The sequence below is a fragment of the Acinetobacter brisouisimilis genome, assembly GCF_000368265.1.
GTDB lineage: Bacteria > Pseudomonadota > Gammaproteobacteria > Pseudomonadales > Moraxellaceae > Acinetobacter.
Window position 1 is genome coordinate 1,405,738 of sequence record NZ_KB851219.1, and the last position, 18,675, is coordinate 1,424,412.

The following is an 18,675-nucleotide window of genomic DNA, read 5'->3' on the forward strand; positions in this document are numbered from 1 at the left end:
GCTGCTACCCTGATTTAAGGTTTTAAGGCTTCAGCAACACACTGATTCAAGGTACGTGTAACTGCATTATTCACAATGGTTGCTCGTGCGGCTGGATCAATCGCAGCGGTCGCCAAATCAACTGCTGTAATATTTTCAGGAGCTTTGTCACTTACACAACCACAAATATTTGTTTGTACAGTTTGCTGCTGTTCTGTAGTCATGGCACGGCTCATCATTTTCCATGCTGGTTGATTATCAAGCTCTGTTGTACATTTAGCATTAATCGCAATTTTGATGGCAGTCATACCGAGCTGTTGTGCTGCTGCTTGATTTGTACCTGTTGCTAGGGTTCCATCTGTTGCACATCCACTAGATAAGATTGCACAGAGTGCCCCAAAAGTTTTTTTCATTTGCTACTTACACCTTACAGTTAATCAAAATATTTTGCCCAAATAACCAGAACACCGTAATTTTTCTAGTGCCCATCGGCTATGTGTATAAAATTACAGCACAATCGCAGGATTGTTCTATATTTCACACAACACTGTCACGCAGATTGCATTTTAAGCCAAGACGCTCGATTTTTATAATACAAAATCATTAAACTGCTTCTGATCAAAAAGCTTTATGAATACAAAATCTGCTTATTACACGCGTACTGCTCAGTTTTTACACTGGCTGATGGCTCTTATTTTTATTAGTGCATGGATCATCGGTTTTTATAGTGGCAACTTCCTCAGCTATGAAACCGATGGTGCATTTAAAGGTGATGTCATTACCCTGCATAAAAACATTGCAACCACGATTTTATTTTTAGTGGTGATTCGCATTTTCTGGCGCTATACCCATCCTGCTCCACAACTTCCTGATAGCATGTCAGCAGGCATGAAGACATTGGCTCACTTCGGGCATTTGGCGCTATATTTTATGTTACTGGCACTACCGATTACAGGTTGTTTATTCAGCTGGACTGCTGGACATCCTGCACCTGTACTGTATTTGTTTAATATTCCACGATTACTCGATACCAATCCTGAAATTATGGCAATTGTAAAACCCATCCATATTTATCTATCTTGGGCAGTGGGCTTATTGTTAGTTGGCCATATTCTTGCAGCACTAAAACATCATTTTGTTGATAAAGATACTGTCTTGCTTAGTATGACTCGCCAACCTAAACCATAAAAAAAGGAACGCAATTGCGTTCCTTTTCATTTTGCTTATAGTGCATGAATCTGGTTAATCCATTTCTCTTTTTCAGCATCTTCCAAAAAAGATGCTTCAAATGAGTTGATTGCCAATTTTTTCAATTCGTCTTCACTCAAAGCCAAAGCTTCTGCAACTGCAATAAAGTTGTCATTCATATAACCACCAAAATAAGCTGGGTCATCTGAATTCACGGTCACACATAAACCTTGCTCAAGTAAGCGCTGAATGTTGTGCTCGCGCATATCCTTCACCACACAGAGCTTTAAGTTGCTCAGCGGGCAAACGGTTAAAGGCATACGTTCTTGTGCCAAACGCTGCATAAGTGCTGGATCTTCTTCTGAGCGCACACCGTGGTCGATACGATTGACTTTAAGTAAATCTAGTGCCTGCCACACGTATTCCGCTGGTCCCTCTTCGCCTGCATGCGCTACAATCAGGAACCCCGCTTCACGGGCTTTGGCAAAAACACGTTCAAATTTTTCTGGTGGATGCCCAACTTCACTAGAATCTAGGCCAACACCAATAATTTTGTCTTTAAATGGCAAGGCTTGCTCAAGTGTTTCAATCGCATCGGCTTCGCTTAAATGACGCAAGAAGCACATAATCAGTTCTGAGCTAATGCCGAGTTTAGCCTTGGCATCTTCACAAGCACGAACTAAACCATTGAGTACCGTTTCAAAGGCAATGCCACGCACCGTATGGGTTTGTGGGTCAAAGAACATTTCTGTATGTACCACATTGTCCTGTTGGCATTTTTCAAAATATGCCCAAGCCAGATCATAAAAATCCTGCTCATGAATCAGAACGTTGGCACCTGCATAGTAAATATCTAAAAAAGATTGCAGATTGTGGAAATTATAGGCTTGCTTGACGTCCTCAATCGTTTCATAAGGAATAATAACTTGGTTGCGTTTTGCAATCGCAAACATGAGCTCAGGCTCAAACGTACCTTCAATATGTACATGCAGCTCTGCTTTTGGCAAAGCACGAATGAGATCAAGTTGACTCATGTTATCTCCTAAAAACAAAAAAGGGTGCAAACTAAGTTTACACCCCAACTTTCAATAAAAAACTAACCACCAAAGGCAATAAACTTAATCACCCAAAGCACTGCCACAATCCACACCATATACGGTACGCTGCTCGCTTTACCTGTAAACAGTTTAATCAAGGCATAGCTAATAAAGCCCATGGCAATACCATCAGCAATTGAGTAGGAAAATGGCATAAACACCAAGGTTAGGAATGCAGGAACAGCCTCAGTAATATCATCCCATTCAATATGAGTGATACCCTGAATCATCAATACGCCAATAAAGAGCAAGGCTGGTGCAGTTGCAAAACCAGGAACCGATTGAGCCAGTGGCGCGAAAAACAAACATCCCAAAAACAGGATGGCAACCACAACTGCTGTTAAACCTGTACGTCCACCTGCAGCAACACCCGATGCAGATTCAATATAAGGCGTCGTTGAAGATGTCCCAAGTGCAGCACCCGCAATAATTGCGCTTGAGTCAGCAAACAGGGCTTTTTTCAGGCGCGGTAATTTACCTTCTTTCAATAGTCCTGCACGATGTGCAACCCCAACCAATGTGCCCGTTGAGTCAAACAAATCGACCAAGAAAAATACAAAAATCACCCCAACCATGCTCGCAGTAAACAAACCTTTAAAGTCCATTTGCAAGAAGGTTTGCGCTAGTGATGGCACTTCACCCACAACACCTTGGAACTTGTTTAAGCCCATTACAGTCGAGATCGCTGTAATTGCCAAAATACTAATAATAATCGCACCGCGTACACGGAAGTGATGCAGCACGACAATCATCAAAAAGCCAAGTAAGGTCAACAAAACTGTCGGCTGCTTAATATCACCCAAACCCACTAAAGTGGCGTCATTATGAACAATAATGCCTGCATTTTTTAACGCGATCAGTGCCAAAAACAAACCAATCCCGCCACCGATTGCAAATTTGAGCGACATTGGAATGGCATTAACAATTGCTTCACGGACTTTCAAAAAGCTAATCAGAACAAATACACAGCCTGAAATAAACACCGCAGCCAGTGCCGTTTGCCAATGTACATGCATCCCCAAACATACAGAATAAGTAAAATACGCATTCAGTCCCATGCCTGGTGCGAGTGCAATTGGGTAATTGGCAATCAGCCCCATCACCAAACAGCCAATTGCCGCAGCCAAACAGGTTGCTACAAATACAGCGCCATGATCCATTCCTGTCGTGGAAAGAATCATTGGATTAACAATAATGATGTAACACATGGTGATAAATGTAGTTACACCTGCAAGCACTTCGGTTCTAAACGTTGTCTTGTTTTCACTTAACTTAAATAAACGTTCAAGTACACCTGATGAAGATTGAGGAGTCGCCATATACAGCCCTTGAAAAAAATGCCGATTGCACGCTGCCGCACATCAGCATTCACGAAAATGCGTAAAACAACATATATTGAGTGTATGCCAAAGCTTATGGACAACCCATATATGCATGTAAGTCACTTTAACCATTGCAAAATGAAATTAAAAAAGCCGCATTTCTTGATGCAGCTCATTTTAATTTTTGGCAATCAGTCAGTGTTCAGCCAAAAAATCATGCTTTAGTATAACATAAGTCGGCAAAATGTTATATTTTGTGACGATATTGTCAGTTCTTTTTATTGCCCCATTGCGCCAAGGTTACACGATCATTTTTTCCATAATCTTGTACTGTTCGAATCTGACTAAAACCTGCCTGCAAAAATATTCCTCGAACCGCAACACCCTGATCATAACCATGTTCAAGCACCACCCAACCTTGTGGGTTTAACCAGTTTACGGCCTGATCAATAATAATTTTCAAGTCCGCCAGACCTTTCTGCTGAGCAATCAAAGCCCGCTGTGGTTCGGCACCAAGTTGCTGCAAATGGACATCTTCTGGGTCAATATACGGCGGATTTGACACAATCAGGTCAAATTTTTGGGCTGGAATCGCATCAAACCATGCGCCACATGCAAATCGTACTTGTTGCAACTGATGGCGCTGGGCATTTTCTTGTGCAACTTGTAACGTCGGCAAATAGATGTCTGTTGCCAACACTTGCCAACGCGGACGTTCACTGGCAAGCGCCAAAGCAATTGCGCCTGTGCCTGTACCTAAATCCACCATCGAACATTGCTCAGATAATTCCAGATTCAGCACAGTGTCCACCAAAATTTCAGTGTCAGGGCGCGGCACAAGCGTATCGGAAGTGACTTTCAAATCCAGTGTCCAAAATGGCTGTGAACCTGTGACATAAGCCAAAGGTTCTCCCTGTTCCAGACGTTGCAACCCAGCCAAATATTGCTGGGTTTGTGCTTCAGTCAAACTTTGCTCTAAACGAAATTTGAGTTCTAGTGCCCCGACTTGCACAATATGTTCAAGCAGCCACATGGCTTCCTGACGCTCGTAGCTGTCAGGATCTCCTCGCAAATTCAGCGCTTCGGCAATTTTCATTAACCGCCATTTTCCTGTGCAAGTGATGCTAACTGATCTGCCTGATATTCACGGTGCAAGCTATCAAGTAACTCGGTCAAATCACCTTCCATAATCGCATCTAGCTTATATAACGTCAGGTTAATGCGGTGATCAGTCATACGTCCTTGTGGATAGTTATACGTACGAATACGCTCTGAACGATCGCCTGAACCAACCAAGTCACGGCGCATTTCAGAGGTTGCTGACTCTTGAGCTGCACGTTTAGCATTTTCCAGACGCGAAACCAACAGTGCCATGGCTTTGGCTTTATTTTTATGCTGTGAACGCTCGTCCTGACATTCCACCACAACGCCTGTCGGAATGTGGGTAATTCGTACTGCCGAGTCTGTTTTGTTAATATGCTGACCACCTGCACCTGAGGCGCGATAGGTATCAATCCGTAAATCGGCAGAGTTAATTTCAACAGTCGTATCAACATCGACTTCAGGTAGAATTGCTACAGTACATGCTGAGGTATGTACACGACCTTGTGATTCGGTTGCTGGTACACGTTGCACACGGTGCGCGCCACTTTCAAATTTTAGGCGCCCATATACGCCATCACCATTAACCAAACAAATGACCTCTTTATAGCCACCATGTTCGCCATCATTCTCTGACAGGATTTCAATACGCCAACCTTGCGTTTCTGCATATTTGCTATACATACGAAATAAATCGCCTGAGAAAATCGCAGCTTCATCACCACCCGTTCCAGCACGAATTTCCAAATAAGCGGAGTTCGCATCGTTCGGGTCTTTCGGAATCATTAAAATATTCAAATCAGCTTCAAGCTGTTCGATTAAGGCTTTATTGTCTTTGATTTCTTCTTGTGCCATATCCTTAAAATCAGGATCACTGAGCATGGCTTCAGCAGTTTCAATATCTTCTTCTGCCTGACGATACTTTTGCCAGACCTCGGTAAGTTCTGTCAAATCACTGTGTTCACGGGATAATTTGCGAAACCGCTTATTATCAGAAATCACTTCTGCATCCGCCAATAATGCGGTTAACTCTTCATGGCGGTCAGAGAGCTGGTCTAATCGTAAACGCAACGATTCTTTCATTGTAAAAATATCTCAATAATAACAGTGCTAAAACTAGCAGAATTTGAACTGCGCATAGTTTAACGTATTCTTCCCAGAAATAAACCTCAGCGTTTTAATACAGAAATTCGATCAGTCCTCCACAAGAAATATTCAGCAGTCACTTAACACAACAACAAAACTGCCCGAGCGATATCCACGCTGCACAATTGATCATTTAATGAATTATTTTAATATAAAGCATACAAACATTAACTAAAGCATTGCAAGCTTGGAGAAATTCTCCATGATTACTCTGAAGTCTCTTGTTACCTTTGTCAGCATTCAAGAATGTCTGATGACATGGAGCAATGAAACAATGAAAAAATTTGCAATGATCTTAATGAGTGCCACGTTGGCAACATCCGCAATGTCAGGTATTGCACATGCAGGCGACACAGCAAACGTCGCAATTACCAGTGCACTTGGTAGTGTAGTCGGTACTTCAGTTGGTCGTCATGTTGGTGGTAACGGCGGTGCTTTAGTGGGTTCAGCGATTGGTGGAGGCGCAGGTGCTGCGGTTTCAAGTGACCGTCATAACCGTACTTCCGCTGCCATTGGTGGTGCAGTAGGTGGTGCTGCTGGTTACTCCGTAGGTAAAAATATCGGAGGTTCTAGAGGTGGTCTGGTTGGCGCAGGTCTTGGTGCAGCAGGCGGTTCAGTAGTAGGTAACAATATTGCCAAAGAAAGACGTGCTGATCGTAACTATTACTATAGCCAACAACACCATCACCACAAACGCCATCATCACGACTACTATCGTTAATTGATATTTTAATCATTCTAAAATGGAGTATATTAGGATTTAACCATTATAATAACTCCATTTTAGCTATGGCAAATCTCAGAGATATTCACTTTTCGATTCTAGAACTAGCTTCAATACGTGAAGGTCAAAGCGTTCAAGCGACCTTAGCGCATACTCTGCAACTGGCACAACATGCCGAACAACTTGGCTATCATCGCATGCTATTGGCAGAGCATCACAATATGAGTGGGATTGCCAGTTCTGCAACTTCAGTTTTACTGACCTATTTACTTGTAAATACCAAACACCTGATTTTAGGTTCAGGTGGCGTAATGTTACCTAACCATGCCCCTTTAGTCGTTGCAGAACAATTTGGGACTCTAGCCACACTGTTTCCTGAACGCGTCGTGTTAGGTTTAGGGCGCGCACCTGGTACAGATCCAATCACCATGCGGGCGTTACGCCGCGGCAATCAAGCATCTGAAGATCAGTTCCCACAAGATGTTTTAGAAATTCTGCAATATTTTAAACAACCACGTCCCAACCAGCAGATTATTGCTACGCCTGGGCAAAATACCTATGTCCCTGTTTTACTACTAGGTTCAAGTTTATTTAGTGCGCAGCTGGCAGCTCAGCTCGGTTTACCTTACGCTTTCGCCTCACATTTTGCGCCACGCTTTTTAGAAGAAGCCATCAAGATTTATCGGGGGAATTTTCAACCTTCAGAATATCTAGATAAACCTTACATCTCGATTGGCGTTCCTACAGTTGTGGCAGAAACCGATGAAGAAGCGCAATTTCTAGCCACAACTGCTTATCAACGTATTTTGGCACTCTTGCGCGGGCAAAGTTTAAAACTCAAGCCACCTGTATCATCCATGCAAAATTTATGGTCTTCGAGCGAATTAGAGGCTGTAAAAAACTTCTATGCTCTTGCCCAAATTGGCTCAGTGAAAACCGTACAAGACGGGTTACAACAGTTAGCCGAACGACTGGCTGTAGACGAATTTATTTTTACCTGTGACATTTACGACATGCAAAAACGTCTCGATAATTTTCAGCACCTCATGCAGATGAAATAAACCAACTCGGGCAGGTCACCATGTTTTTGTTAAGTCACAATACATCGTGACCTTATTATAATGTTATACTATAACAAATTAATTCTTTTGAGTTGTTGTTCATGTTGTTGAAACGGATTAGTGTACTTCTAACAATTTCTTGTGGTTTTATTGGTTGCACCCAGACACCTCCAATTTCAAAAACAATATCTTCAGGTCCTATTCAACCCACGACATTCTCTCCTCAAGGTAACGTTCTACCACCTGCATCCTATCAAGCATGGCTTTTGCAAAGCGGCCATCAATTTAAAGTGCAAGCATATAAAAACTTTCTCACCCAACAGCGTGTTGAATTTGTTGTACCAGACTTTGAAATGTTTCGTTCTGCCCGTGATTGGCAACAATGTCATTATGATGAATACGATGTGCCAGACCCTTCCGTCTGGGGAAATGCTGTAGCAACTTTACGTCTGCTTAAATATCTGCATGATCAAGGAATCGTGAATAATATTGAAGTAACATCAAGTTATCGTTCTCCATACTTAAACCTGTGTGCTGGCGGAGCCAAATCATCGAGCCATTTGCTTAATTCAGCAATTGATTTTCGAATAGGCTCTCCACAACCATCGGGGCAAGAGCAACTTGAGATTCAGGCAGATAAACTAAAGCTCTGTAAATTTTGGCAGCAACAAGGTCAAAGTTGGCGTATGGGACTAGGTATTTACAATACAGGACAAGTTCATATCGATACACAAGGCTTTAGAACTTGGGGACCCGATCATACATGGCATAGTTCTTTATGCGGCGAAATCATTCTTTAACCAGCCAAGAAAAAAATATCCGCCAAATTGACGGATATTTTATGTCTAGCTAGATACTGAATTAACGGAATTTCTTATGGTTCGTATCACGAATATCCAGTAATTTTTTACCTTCTTGCTTTGCTTGTGCCAACTTTCCAGCTTTTACCAAGGCATTGGTTTTATCAATTTCACCAACCAACTGATCAACCCCTGCATAATAAGCTTTTAACTGCTGTGGATCTTTTTGTACTTTGGCAGGAGCCTGTTTTTTTGAATCAAGCGCAGCAGCACGCATTTTAGTTAAAGCAGCAGTTGCTTGTTGAGCATTATCACTACCTGAAAATGTTTTATAACCAATTGCCAAAGTACGCATATCGTCTTCTAAGGTTGCTGCCATTCCCCACTGGCTTGCCAACATACTCGAAACTGCTAAAACGCCAGCGGCTACAAATTTTTTCATCATCACGTCCCTACAGGATATTGGGTAAGTTTTATTGATTTGGCAAACATGCCACAACCACACAATAAAATAGAAGATAAAGCTCTATTATCACATTGAATTTAAGTAAATTAATGTAATGTTAAGTTCTTATATTCAAGTTACATTATAACATAATACCAACACCCTTTTTACACCTAAAATACTACAACATGCCGATTATAAAAAACTGCCTGTTACTGTGCACTCAGGTTTTTTAAGTGCTGGAAAAACCACATGACTAAATCATATTTTATAAATAGCCGTAAAAATCATAGAATGGCTTTGATTGTCATTCACATGCCAAAGTTAGATATTCATGCAACATCGCAGAGTTCTACACTCCTGTTAATGATCAGCATTTCAAGCAATCAGCTAACTTAACTCACATCTAAATATAAAGTTTCCTTCACTTCTTCCATCACCACATAACTATGCGAAGATGCCGAGGCAGGCAACTTTTTCAATAAATCGCCAAGCAAACGTCGATAAGCACTCATCTCTTTCAGGCGAGCTTTCACCAGATAATCAAACTCACCTGAAATGAGATGACACTCCAACACTTCTGGAATCTGCGCCAAGTCATGCGCCACCCGATCAAACACATCTCCAGACTTTGCCGAGAGCTTAATCTCAAGAAAAACCAACAAATTTTTGTCTACTAATGCAGGGTTAACGCGAGCATAATATCCTGTAATGATGCCATCACGTTCAAGACGTTTGACTCGCTCAGAACAAGGCGTTGTTGATAAATTTACCCGTGTTGCAAGCTCACTGATGGCAATACGCCCATCTCTTTGCAAAATATCCAAAATGAGACGATCTGTACGGTCTAATGTACGCATAGATTTTTTCCTTCCTTAGACGCTATTTTTTAGTAAAAACTCATAAAATTCACTATATTTTAGCCTTTAAAATAGTGAAAAAAACTGATTATCTAACTCTATACTAGCAAAATCAACTAAGGATTTACACAGAGGGTTTGTGATGCATGTCATCATCCTAGGCAGTGGCGTAATTGGAGTAACCAGTGCTTATTATCTCGCAAAACAAGGGGCAAAAGTGACTGTGCTTGACCGCCAGCCAAACCCTGCTGAAGAAACAAGTTTCGGCAACGCGGGACAAATTTCTCCTGGATATTCAACCCCTTGGGCAGCCCCTGGTATTCCATTAAAAGCGATTAAATGGATGTTCCAGCGCCATGCACCATTGGCAATTCGTTTAGATGGGACTTTGTGGCAACTTAAATGGATGTCACAAATGCTGGCAAACTGTAATGCTGAGCGTTATGCCATCAACAAAGAACGCATGACACGTGTGGCTGAATATAGTCGTGACTGTTTACGTGAACTCCGTAAAGACACAGGCATTAACTATGAAAACCGTTCAGGTGGCACATTACAATTGTTCCGCAATCAGGCACAAATTGAAGCAGTACAGCGTGACATTAAAGTCCTTGAAGAATGTGGTGTACCTCACCAACTTCTGACAGCAGAACAATTGTCGAGTGTTGAACCTGCTTTGGCACATGCTAAAGACCATTTGACTGGCGGTTTACGCTTACCCAATGATGAAACAGGCGATTGCTACTTGTTTACCAATCGTCTTGCCAAAATTGCTGAAGATTTAGGTGTTGAATTCCGCTTTAACCAAAATGTGGAATCTCTAGTTTGGGAAGGCGATAAAATTACAGGCGTTAAAGTTGGTAATGAAATCCTGAAAGCTGACCAGTTCGTTTTGGCATTTGGTAGTTACAGTCGTGATTTTATTGCACCACTAGGTCTAGACGTTCCTGTTTACCCTGTAAAAGGTTATTCAATCACTGTACCGATTATAAATGAATCTCTGGCGCCACAATCAACCGTCCTTGATGAAACCTACAAAATTGCAGTGACACGTTTTGACAACCGCATTCGTGTTGGCGGTATGGCAGAACTTGGTGGTTTCGATTTACGCCTCAATCCAAATCGCCGTGCGACTTTGGAAATGGTGGTAAATGACTTGTTCCCAGGTGGTGATGTTTCCCAAGCAACTTTCTGGACAGGCTTACGCCCGATGACACCAGACAGTACACCAATCATTGGGGCAACGAAATATAAAAACCTATTCTTGAATACAGGTCACGGTACGCTAGGCTGGACCATGTCTTGTGGTTCAGGAAAATTACTCAGCGACATTATTTTTAATAATAAAACAGAAATTAGTACTGAAGGTTTGGCAATTAGCCGTTACGGACATTAAGTTTCCTGCTCTCTCCCACTCTCTCCCAACTAAAAGAGCTGACCTCGGTCAGCTCTTTTTTTAATTCAAAAATTTTATCCAATACGACGTTTAAGACCTGTCATTTGTAAAATACGGGTTGAGATTTCTTCAATCGACATTTCAGAGACATCCAAATATGGAATCCCTTCGGAAATATAAATACCTTCAACAGCGCGTAGTTCCATCTGACATTGATTAAAGCTGGCATAACGACTACCTGCCTTACGTTCTGTACGAATCGCAACAAGGCGCTCAGCATCAATCATCAACCCAAACAGTTTATTTTTGTGGTGCTTCAGTACTGTTGGTAAACGGTTGTCATCTAAGTCTTCTTCAGTCAGTGGGTAGTTCGCCACCCGAATACCAAATTGCAAAGAGAGATAAATTGATGTTGGTGTTTTTCCTGAACGAGAAACGCCAATCAGAATAATATCCGCTTTATCATAATGACGGGTACGTGCGCCGTCATCATTGTCTAATGCAAAATGTACTGCATCAATACGCGCTTTATAGTATTCAGTATCTGTGACTGCATGAGTTTGACCAATTAATGTGGTCGGTGGTGTCCCCAACTCCTGCTCTAGCTTGCTAATCAAACCTTCAAACACGTCTAGATTGACCGCATTGGCAGTATTAATAATATCACGCACATTTCGATCAACTAAAGTATCAAACACTAGAGGTAATTTACCCTCTTCATGCTGGCAATTATTGATTTCTTCAACCACCTTCATGGCTGCTTCTTCTGTCGTGATATACGGGATGATATGAATATCAAAATTGACGTTTGGAAACTGTGCCAGTAAAGAATGCCCTAAGGTTTCAGCGGTAATTGCTGTTCCATCAGAAATGAAAAATACCGTTCTTTTAATTTGTTTACCTTCAGGCATCAAAAATCTCCTCAAATATTTGTCTTAGTGGCGTATATTCTTTATAGTAAACCCATCTTACAGAACTGTCGCTTAGTTAACATCAAAAAAGCTAAGTGTTTGTGTTTTTGACATGATCGAATAAATCACATTTTGCAAAAGTGGAGAAACTACTTTGGAAGCGCGCGTAATAGGTCTAGAAAAATTAGGGAAACATGACGTTGAACTTGTTGGTGGGAAAAACTCATCTCTAGGGGAAATGATCAGCCATCTTTCTAATGCAGGAGTCTCCGTTCCTGGTGGTTTTGCAACAACAGCCGCCGCTTATCGTGAATTTCTTGAGCAAAGTGGTCTTAATGCAAAAATTCAAGCTGAACTTGAACAACTGAATGTTGATGATGTAAATGCTTTAGCAGTCACAGGTGCAAAAATTCGCCAATGGATTGTTGAAACTCCACTCACAAAAGAATTAGAAAAAGAAGTGCGTGAAGCATTCACAGCACTTTCAAACGGCAACCCAGATATCGCGGTTGCCGTTCGTTCTTCTGCAACAGCAGAAGATCTTCCTGATGCATCTTTTGCGGGTCAACAAGAAACTTTTTTAAACATTCGCGGCATTGAAAATGTCCTCGTCGCAATTAAAGAAGTGTTTGCCTCTTTATTTAATGACCGTGCAATTGCTTACCGCGTACACCAAGGCTTCGACCACAAATTAGTTGCACTTTCTGCAGGCATCCAACGTATGGTTCGCTCAGAAACTGGTGCTGCGGGCGTTATGTTCACGCTTGACACAGAGTCTGGCTTCCGTGATGTTGTGTTTATTACTGCATCTTATGGCTTAGGTGAAATGGTTGTACAAGGGGCTGTAAACCCTGATGAATTTTACTTGTCTAAACCATTATTAAATAATGGCAAGCACGCAGTCATTCGCCGTAACCTTGGTGCTAAACACCAAAAAATGATTTACGGTGAAGAAGGCGCTGCTGGTAAATCTGTCGTTATTGTTGATGTTGAAAAACAAGATCGCCAACAATTTGCGCTCAATGACCATGAATTGCATGAACTTGCTAAACAAGCGCTTATCATCGAACAACATTATGGTGCTCCAATGGACATCGAATGGGCAAAAGATGGTGATGACGAACAGATCTACATTGTTCAAGCACGTCCTGAAACTGTGAAAAGCCGCCAAAATGTCGGCACAATGGAACGCTACCTGCTTAAACAAAAAGGTACTGTTCTTGCTGAAGGCCGTTCAATTGGTCAACGCATCGGTTCTGGTAAAGTACGTATCGTTTCTTCAATCAAAGAAATGGACAAAGTTCAAGATGGCGATGTGCTTGTTTCAGACATGACTGACCCAGACTGGGAACCAGTAATGAAGCGTGCTGCTGCAATTATCACAAACCGTGGTGGTCGTACTTGTCATGCAGCCATTATTGCTCGTGAACTCGGTGTCCCTGCAATCGTAGGTTGTGGTAATGCAACTGAAGTATTAACTGATGGGCAAGATGTTACTGTTTCTTGTGCTGAAGGTGATACAGGTTTCATTTACGAAGGCGCTTTAGACTTTGAAGTACAACGTAACTCAATCGAGTCTATGCCAAAACTTCCGTTCAAAATCATGATGAACGTGGGTAACCCTGATCGCGCATTCGACTTTGCTCAAATTCCAAATGAAGGTATTGGCTTAGCGCGTCTTGAGTTCATCATTAACCGTATGATCGGTGTGCATCCAAAAGCTTTGTTAAATATTGACAGCCTACCACGTGAAACACGTGCAGCAGTCATGACTCGTACCGCAGGTTATGCATCTCCTGTTGAGTTCTATGTTGAGAAACTGGTTGAAGGTATTACAACACTTGCTGCTGCTTTTGCAGACAAACCAGTAATTGTGCGTATGTCTGACTTCAAATCAAACGAATACGCAAACTTGATTGGCGGTAAACTATACGAACCTGAAGAAGAAAACCCAATGTTGGGCTTCCGTGGTGCAAGCCGTTACGTATCTGAAAACTTCCGTGACTGCTTTGAACTCGAATGCCGTGCATTGAAAAAAGCACGTGATGAAATGGGTCTAACCAACATCCAAATCATGATTCCATTCGTACGTACAGTTGCTGAAGCGAAACGTGTCATTGAACTGCTTGCACAAAATGGCTTAAAACGTGGCGAAAATGGTCTTAAAGTCATCATGATGTGTGAATTACCAACCAATGCATTATTGGCTGAACAATTCCTAGAGCACTTTGACGGCTTCTCAATCGGTTCAAATGACTTGACCCAGTTAACACTTGGTTTAGACCGTGACTCTGGTATCGTATCGCATTTGTTTGATGAACGTGATGCAGCTGTGAAAGCACTTCTTTCTATGGCAATCCATGCATGCCGTAAAGCAGGCAAATATGTCGGCATTTGTGGTCAAGGCCCTTCAGATCATCCTGACCTTGCAAAATGGCTCATGGAGCAAGGCATTGAATCTGTATCATTAAACCCAGACTCGGTGCTTGATACATGGTTCTTCCTAGCCGAAGAAAAAATTAAACAACTTTAAGTCATCGTAAAAACATGATAAAAAAGACCCGTTAATGGGTCTTTTTTATTGAATATTGAGATAATGGTTTTATGCAAATATATTTAGCGCGAAATAATCAACAAGCAGGACCTTATACCTTAGAACAACTCAATCAAATGCTTGCCAACCAACAGGTCTTACTCACCGACCTTGCTTGGCATCAAGGTATGACCGAATGGAAACCATTAGGTGAACTCACCCATGGGCAACTTTTCTATCGTCCTCAAAATTATTCAGAGCAGCCACAACCCCAGTTTTCATCGATTAATTTATCTAAAAAAGCACAGCAGCCAGCAGTCAGCCTTGCATCAATTGAAAAACGGGTATTCGCAAAACTGATCGATCTATTGCTTTGGTTACCCGCATTTGCACTTCCATCATTCTATATGGATGATGCGACAAAAACGCAAATGATCAAGTTGCAAGAACAAGGGATCAATGCCAACTCTCAAGCCGAGATCTTTAATCTTATTCCCACCGATGCATGGCATAGCATGTTGATTTACATCATAATTATGCTAGCAATTCAGGCATTTTTGCTTGCTAAATCAGGGCAAAGTATCGGTAAGTATATTGCCAAGATTCAAATCGTTGATGCAGAAAATGATGAAACTGTTGGTTTAACACGAGTATTTTTACTACGTAGTATGGTCTTCATCATTTTGAATTTACTTTTCATGCCTTTTATCACTATACTAGATTTTGCTTTCATTTTTAGTGAAAAAAAGCAGACTTTGCATGATCGTATTGCTAAAACTAAAGTTATAAATAGAATAAAAATCACAAATAAAGTGGAATAACTAAAAATAATTCCATGTTATTAACTTTATGATTTTACGTATTTTTCTTATTTTTATTTATTAAATCCAACTTTATTTGTTGGATTTAAATAACTTATTTTTGCTGATTGTAAATATAGCTTAGTTAATCAATATAGGGCATAATGCCCTACAAAGTAGCGGTGCCCTATGTTTTTGAGAGAAAAATCTTTCTAAAACATCTGACACTATAATCGCTATCCCATATTCCAAGTATGTAAATGGGACTCTTCACCGAGGTTGTAAAATGAGACAAACGATATTAGCTGTATTGTCTTTATCTACGATTTCTGCACTCTTGACTGGGTGTGGTGGTGATTTAGTACTTCTAAACTCAAAAGGTCCTGTCGCTCATGGTCTTAGCGGACTCATGATGACTGCGATCTATCTTATGCTCTTGGTAGTAATTCCGTCTATCATTATGGCATTGTGGTTTGGTTGGAAATATCGCGCGTCGAATAAAGATGCAGACTATAAACCTACATGGGCGCATTCAACTGCAATTGAAATCGCAGTTTGGGGCATCCCTATCATTATTATTGCAATTTTAGCATATATCGCTTGGTGGGGTTCTCACCAATACGATCCATATCGCCCGCTTGATGCGGAATCAACTAAAAAACCTGTTGATATTCAAGTTATTGCTGAGCCGTATAAATGGGTATTTGTGTACCCAGAACAGCAAATTGCAACAATCAATGAACTGCGTTTCCCAGAGCAAACACCTGTACACTTCCATATTACCTCTGACTTTACAATGAACTCATTCTTCATTCCACAGTTAGCAGGTCAAATTTATGCAATGGCAGGCATGCAAACCCACCTACATGTTTTAGCAAATGAAGCAGGCGTATATCGTGGTTTCTCTGCAAACTATAGCGGTTATGGTTTCTCCCAAATGCATTTCAAAGCGCACAGCGTAAGCCAAGCAGACTTTGATAAATGGGTTGCTGATGTAAAAGCAGGTAATGGTACTCGCTATGTAGCTGTTCAAAAACAATCTTTGGACTTTGCAGGCTTACAAGCACTACGTGATGGTGAACGCTCTAAACACCAAATTGAAGGTATGCTAGCGGACGCTCAAACACCTGAACAGAAAGCTGCTGCTGAAGCACTTGAAAAGCAAGGAACTTATCCGCACCACCCTCATCCAGTAACTTATTATTCTTCAGTTGAGCCTCAACTCTTCAAGAAAGTTATTGCGAAATATATGAGCAATTACCATGGTGCAGAACAAGCTCATGCTGACGCTTCTCACGCTGCTGCAGGGGAATAAACATGGATATGCTATTAGGTAAACTTGGATGGGGTGCCATCCCCAAAGAACCAATTGTTATTGTGACTTCGATCATTATGGCACTTGGCGCAATCGCTGTTCTGGCAGGTATCACTTACTTTAAGAAGTGGGGTTACCTCTGGAAAGAATGGGCTATGTCTGTAGACCATAAAAAAATCGGTATCATGTATATCTTGGTATCTGTGATCATGCTAGTACGTGGTTTCGCAGATGCATTCATGATGCGTCTTCAACTATTCCTTGCTAGTGGTGGCGGTGAAGGTTACTTACACCCTGACCACTATGACCAGATCTTCACTGCCCACGGCGTGATCATGATCTTCTTTGTAGCAATGGGTCTAGTTGTTGGTTTATTCAACATCATTGTACCATTACAGATTGGTGCACGTGACGTTGCATTCCCTTTGCTTAACCAGTTCAGTTTCTGGGCATTTGCTGGTGCTGCTGGTCTAGTTATGGCATCACTGGTTCTTGGCGAATTTGCTGCAACTGGATGGATGGCATACCCTCCTCTTTCAGGCATTCAATACTCGCCAGGTGTCGGTGTAGACTACTGGATTTGGGCATTACAGGTTTCTGGCTTAGGTACGCTTTTAACAGGTGTTAACTTCTTTGTTACCATCATTAAAATGCGCGCACCTGGCATGAAATTGATGGACATGCCAATTTTCACTTGGACTGCATTATTTACTTGTGTTCTGATTATTGCGACTTTCCCTGTGTTAACTGCAACTATTGCCATGTTGACACTTGACCGTTACTTCGATTTCCATTTCTTCACCAATGAGCTTGGCGGTAGCCCAATGCTGTATGTGAACTTGATTTGGACTTGGGGTCACCCTGAAGTTTATATTTTGGTATTGCCTGCATTTGGTGTGTACTCAGAAGTTGTACCTGTGTTTTCTCGTAAAGCACTATTTGGTTACAAAACTATGGTATACGCAACTGGCGCAATTGCTGTTCTTTCTCTTATCGTTTGGTTACACCACTTCTTCGCCATGGGTGCAGGAGCGAACGTTAACGCGTTCTTTGGTATTATGACCATGATTATTGCGATCCCAACTGGTGTGAAAATCTTCTCTTGGTTATTCACCATGTATAAGGGTCGTATTACCTACACATCTCCAATGCTTTGGACACTAGGCTTCCTTGTGACTTTCGGTATTGGTGGTTTGACTGGTGTACTTATGGCGGTTCCACCTGCGGACTTCCTTGTGCACAACTCTTTATTCCTGATCGCCCACTTCCATAACGTAATTATTGGTGGTGTTGTATTCGCGATGTTTGCTGGTATTACCTTCTGGTGGCCAAAAATGTTTGGCTGGAAGTTAAATGAAGCATGGGGTAAAGCATCTTTCTGGTTCTGGTTCATCGGTTTCTATTTCGCATTCATGCCTCTTTATGTTCTTGGTTTCATGGGCATGACTCGTCGTTTAAATACATATGACAACCCAGAATGGACACCTTACATATCGGTCGCTATGATTGGTGCAATCTTGGTTGCGATTGGTATTTTCTGTTTCGTTATGCAAGTTGTTGTTGGTTTCCTACAACGCAATAAAACTGTTGATTATACAGGCGACGTATGGGATGGCCGTACATTTGAATGGGCAACTTCTTCACCTGCTCCATTCTACAACTTTGCTTACTTGCCACAAGGCGAGCATATCGACCGCTTCTGGTTAGATAAAGAAAATGGTGTTGCGTACGTTAAGCCAACGAAATATGAAGATATTCATATGCCAACAGATCGTGTTGCTGGTTTTGCTTTAGCGATCCTAATCACAGTCATGTCATTTGGATTAATTTGGCATATCTGGTGGTTGGTTATTGTTTCGTTTGTTTCAATTATCATTACATTCATCAGAAGCTCAAATACTGAAAAAGTAGACTACTACGTACCAGCAGCTGAAGTTGAACGTATTGAAAACGAACGCTTTGCAATCCTTGAAAAACACTTGAAGAAGGACTAAGAC

17 protein-coding genes are annotated in these 18,675 nt (G+C 41.5%); 9 read left to right on the forward strand and 8 right to left on the reverse strand.

Features of this window, described 5'->3' with window-relative positions; translation table 11 throughout:
• Window positions 1-14: 14 nt before the first annotated feature.
• Entirely contained in the window at window positions 15-392 is a 378-nt protein-coding gene (locus tag F975_RS10380) for a hypothetical protein (protein WP_004753029.1), read from the reverse strand.
• A 217-nt stretch (window positions 393-609) separates the two neighbouring features.
• Here F975_RS10380 and F975_RS10385 point away from each other — a divergent pair, with 217 nt between their 5' ends.
• A complete protein-coding gene (locus tag F975_RS10385; protein ID WP_004753032.1) occupies window positions 610-1,167 on the forward strand; it encodes a cytochrome b in 558 nt (185 codons plus the stop codon).
• Between the two features lie 35 nt (window positions 1,168-1,202).
• On the opposite strand, the gene F975_RS10390 is transcribed toward F975_RS10385, so the two are convergent.
• The 4 genes from F975_RS10390 to prfA all read right to left on the reverse strand — a co-directional run bounded on the left by F975_RS10390 (window position 1,203) and on the right by prfA (window position 5,770).
• Window positions 1,203-2,201 carry an adenosine deaminase gene (locus tag F975_RS10390; RefSeq protein ID WP_004753034.1) on the reverse strand — a complete coding sequence of 333 codons (999 nt, stop codon included), beginning with the start codon at window positions 2,199-2,201 and terminating at the stop codon, window positions 1,203-1,205.
• A gap of 62 nt (window positions 2,202-2,263) precedes the next feature.
• The gene (locus tag F975_RS10395; protein WP_004753036.1) at window positions 2,264-3,583 is read right to left on the reverse strand and encodes an NCS2 family permease; all 1,320 of its coding nucleotides are present in this window, start codon (window positions 3,581-3,583) and stop codon (window positions 2,264-2,266) included.
• A gap of 271 nt (window positions 3,584-3,854) precedes the next feature.
• Window positions 3,855-4,682: a peptide chain release factor N(5)-glutamine methyltransferase gene (prmC, locus tag F975_RS10405; RefSeq protein ID WP_004753038.1), complete on the reverse strand. Its 828-nt coding sequence runs from the start codon at window positions 4,680-4,682 to the stop codon at window positions 3,855-3,857.
• On the reverse strand, window positions 4,682-5,770 hold the full coding sequence (prfA, locus tag F975_RS10410; protein WP_004753040.1) for a peptide chain release factor 1: 1,089 nt from the start codon (window positions 5,768-5,770) through the stop codon (window positions 4,682-4,684). The genes prmC and prfA overlap by 1 nt, the downstream gene beginning before the upstream one ends.
• Before the next feature lie 316 nt (window positions 5,771-6,086).
• Between prfA and F975_RS10415 the strand changes: the two genes are divergently transcribed.
• The 3 genes from F975_RS10415 to F975_RS10425 all read left to right on the forward strand — a co-directional run bounded on the left by F975_RS10415 (window position 6,087) and on the right by F975_RS10425 (window position 8,418).
• Window positions 6,087-6,554 carry a glycine zipper domain-containing protein gene (locus F975_RS10415; protein ID WP_051064862.1) on the forward strand — a complete coding sequence of 156 codons (468 nt, stop codon included), beginning with the start codon at window positions 6,087-6,089 and terminating at the stop codon, window positions 6,552-6,554.
• Between the two features lie 68 nt (window positions 6,555-6,622).
• Window positions 6,623-7,618, forward strand: coding sequence for an LLM class flavin-dependent oxidoreductase (locus tag F975_RS10420; protein ID WP_004753045.1), 996 nt, complete (start codon window positions 6,623-6,625; stop codon window positions 7,616-7,618).
• 101 nt (window positions 7,619-7,719) lie between these two features.
• Window positions 7,720-8,418, forward strand: coding sequence for a YcbK family protein (locus F975_RS10425; protein ID WP_004753047.1), 699 nt, complete (start codon window positions 7,720-7,722; stop codon window positions 8,416-8,418).
• A 61-nt stretch (window positions 8,419-8,479) separates the two neighbouring features.
• Here F975_RS10425 and cybC read toward each other — a convergent pair whose 3' ends face one another.
• Together cybC and F975_RS10435 are read right to left on the reverse strand one after the other, a co-directional pair.
• Window positions 8,480-8,860, reverse strand: coding sequence for a cytochrome b562 (gene cybC, locus F975_RS10430; RefSeq protein ID WP_228127419.1), 381 nt, complete (start codon window positions 8,858-8,860; stop codon window positions 8,480-8,482).
• A 398-nt stretch (window positions 8,861-9,258) separates the two neighbouring features.
• On the reverse strand, window positions 9,259-9,723 hold the full coding sequence (locus F975_RS10435; protein WP_004753052.1) for an Lrp/AsnC ligand binding domain-containing protein: 465 nt from the start codon (window positions 9,721-9,723) through the stop codon (window positions 9,259-9,261).
• 142 nt (window positions 9,724-9,865) lie between these two features.
• Between F975_RS10435 and F975_RS10440 the strand changes: the two genes are divergently transcribed.
• Window positions 9,866-11,119 (forward strand): D-amino acid dehydrogenase, encoded by a 1,254-nt coding sequence (locus F975_RS10440; protein WP_004753053.1) that lies wholly within the window; start codon window positions 9,866-9,868, stop codon window positions 11,117-11,119.
• A gap of 74 nt (window positions 11,120-11,193) precedes the next feature.
• Here the strand turns inward: F975_RS10440 and ppsR are convergent, their stop codons facing one another.
• Entirely contained in the window at window positions 11,194-12,030 is an 837-nt protein-coding gene (gene ppsR, locus F975_RS10445) for a posphoenolpyruvate synthetase regulatory kinase/phosphorylase PpsR (RefSeq protein WP_004753055.1), read from the reverse strand.
• A 154-nt stretch (window positions 12,031-12,184) separates the two neighbouring features.
• Between ppsR and ppsA the strand changes: the two genes are divergently transcribed.
• The 4 genes from ppsA to cyoB all read left to right on the forward strand — a co-directional run bounded on the left by ppsA (window position 12,185) and on the right by cyoB (window position 18,672).
• Complete coding sequence (ppsA, locus tag F975_RS10450) at window positions 12,185-14,563, forward strand: phosphoenolpyruvate synthase (protein WP_004753057.1); 2,379 nt, start codon at window positions 12,185-12,187, stop codon at window positions 14,561-14,563.
• A gap of 71 nt (window positions 14,564-14,634) precedes the next feature.
• Window positions 14,635-15,384, forward strand: a complete 750-nt coding sequence (locus F975_RS10455) for an RDD family protein (RefSeq protein ID WP_004753059.1) — start codon at window positions 14,635-14,637, stop codon at window positions 15,382-15,384.
• A 265-nt stretch (window positions 15,385-15,649) separates the two neighbouring features.
• A complete protein-coding gene (gene cyoA, locus F975_RS10460; protein WP_004753061.1) occupies window positions 15,650-16,678 on the forward strand; it encodes a ubiquinol oxidase subunit II in 1,029 nt (342 codons plus the stop codon).
• Window positions 16,679-16,680: 2 nt separating this feature from the next.
• On the forward strand, window positions 16,681-18,672 hold the full coding sequence (cyoB, locus tag F975_RS10465; protein WP_004753064.1) for a cytochrome o ubiquinol oxidase subunit I: 1,992 nt from the start codon (window positions 16,681-16,683) through the stop codon (window positions 18,670-18,672).
• Window positions 18,673-18,675 lie beyond the last annotated feature (3 nt).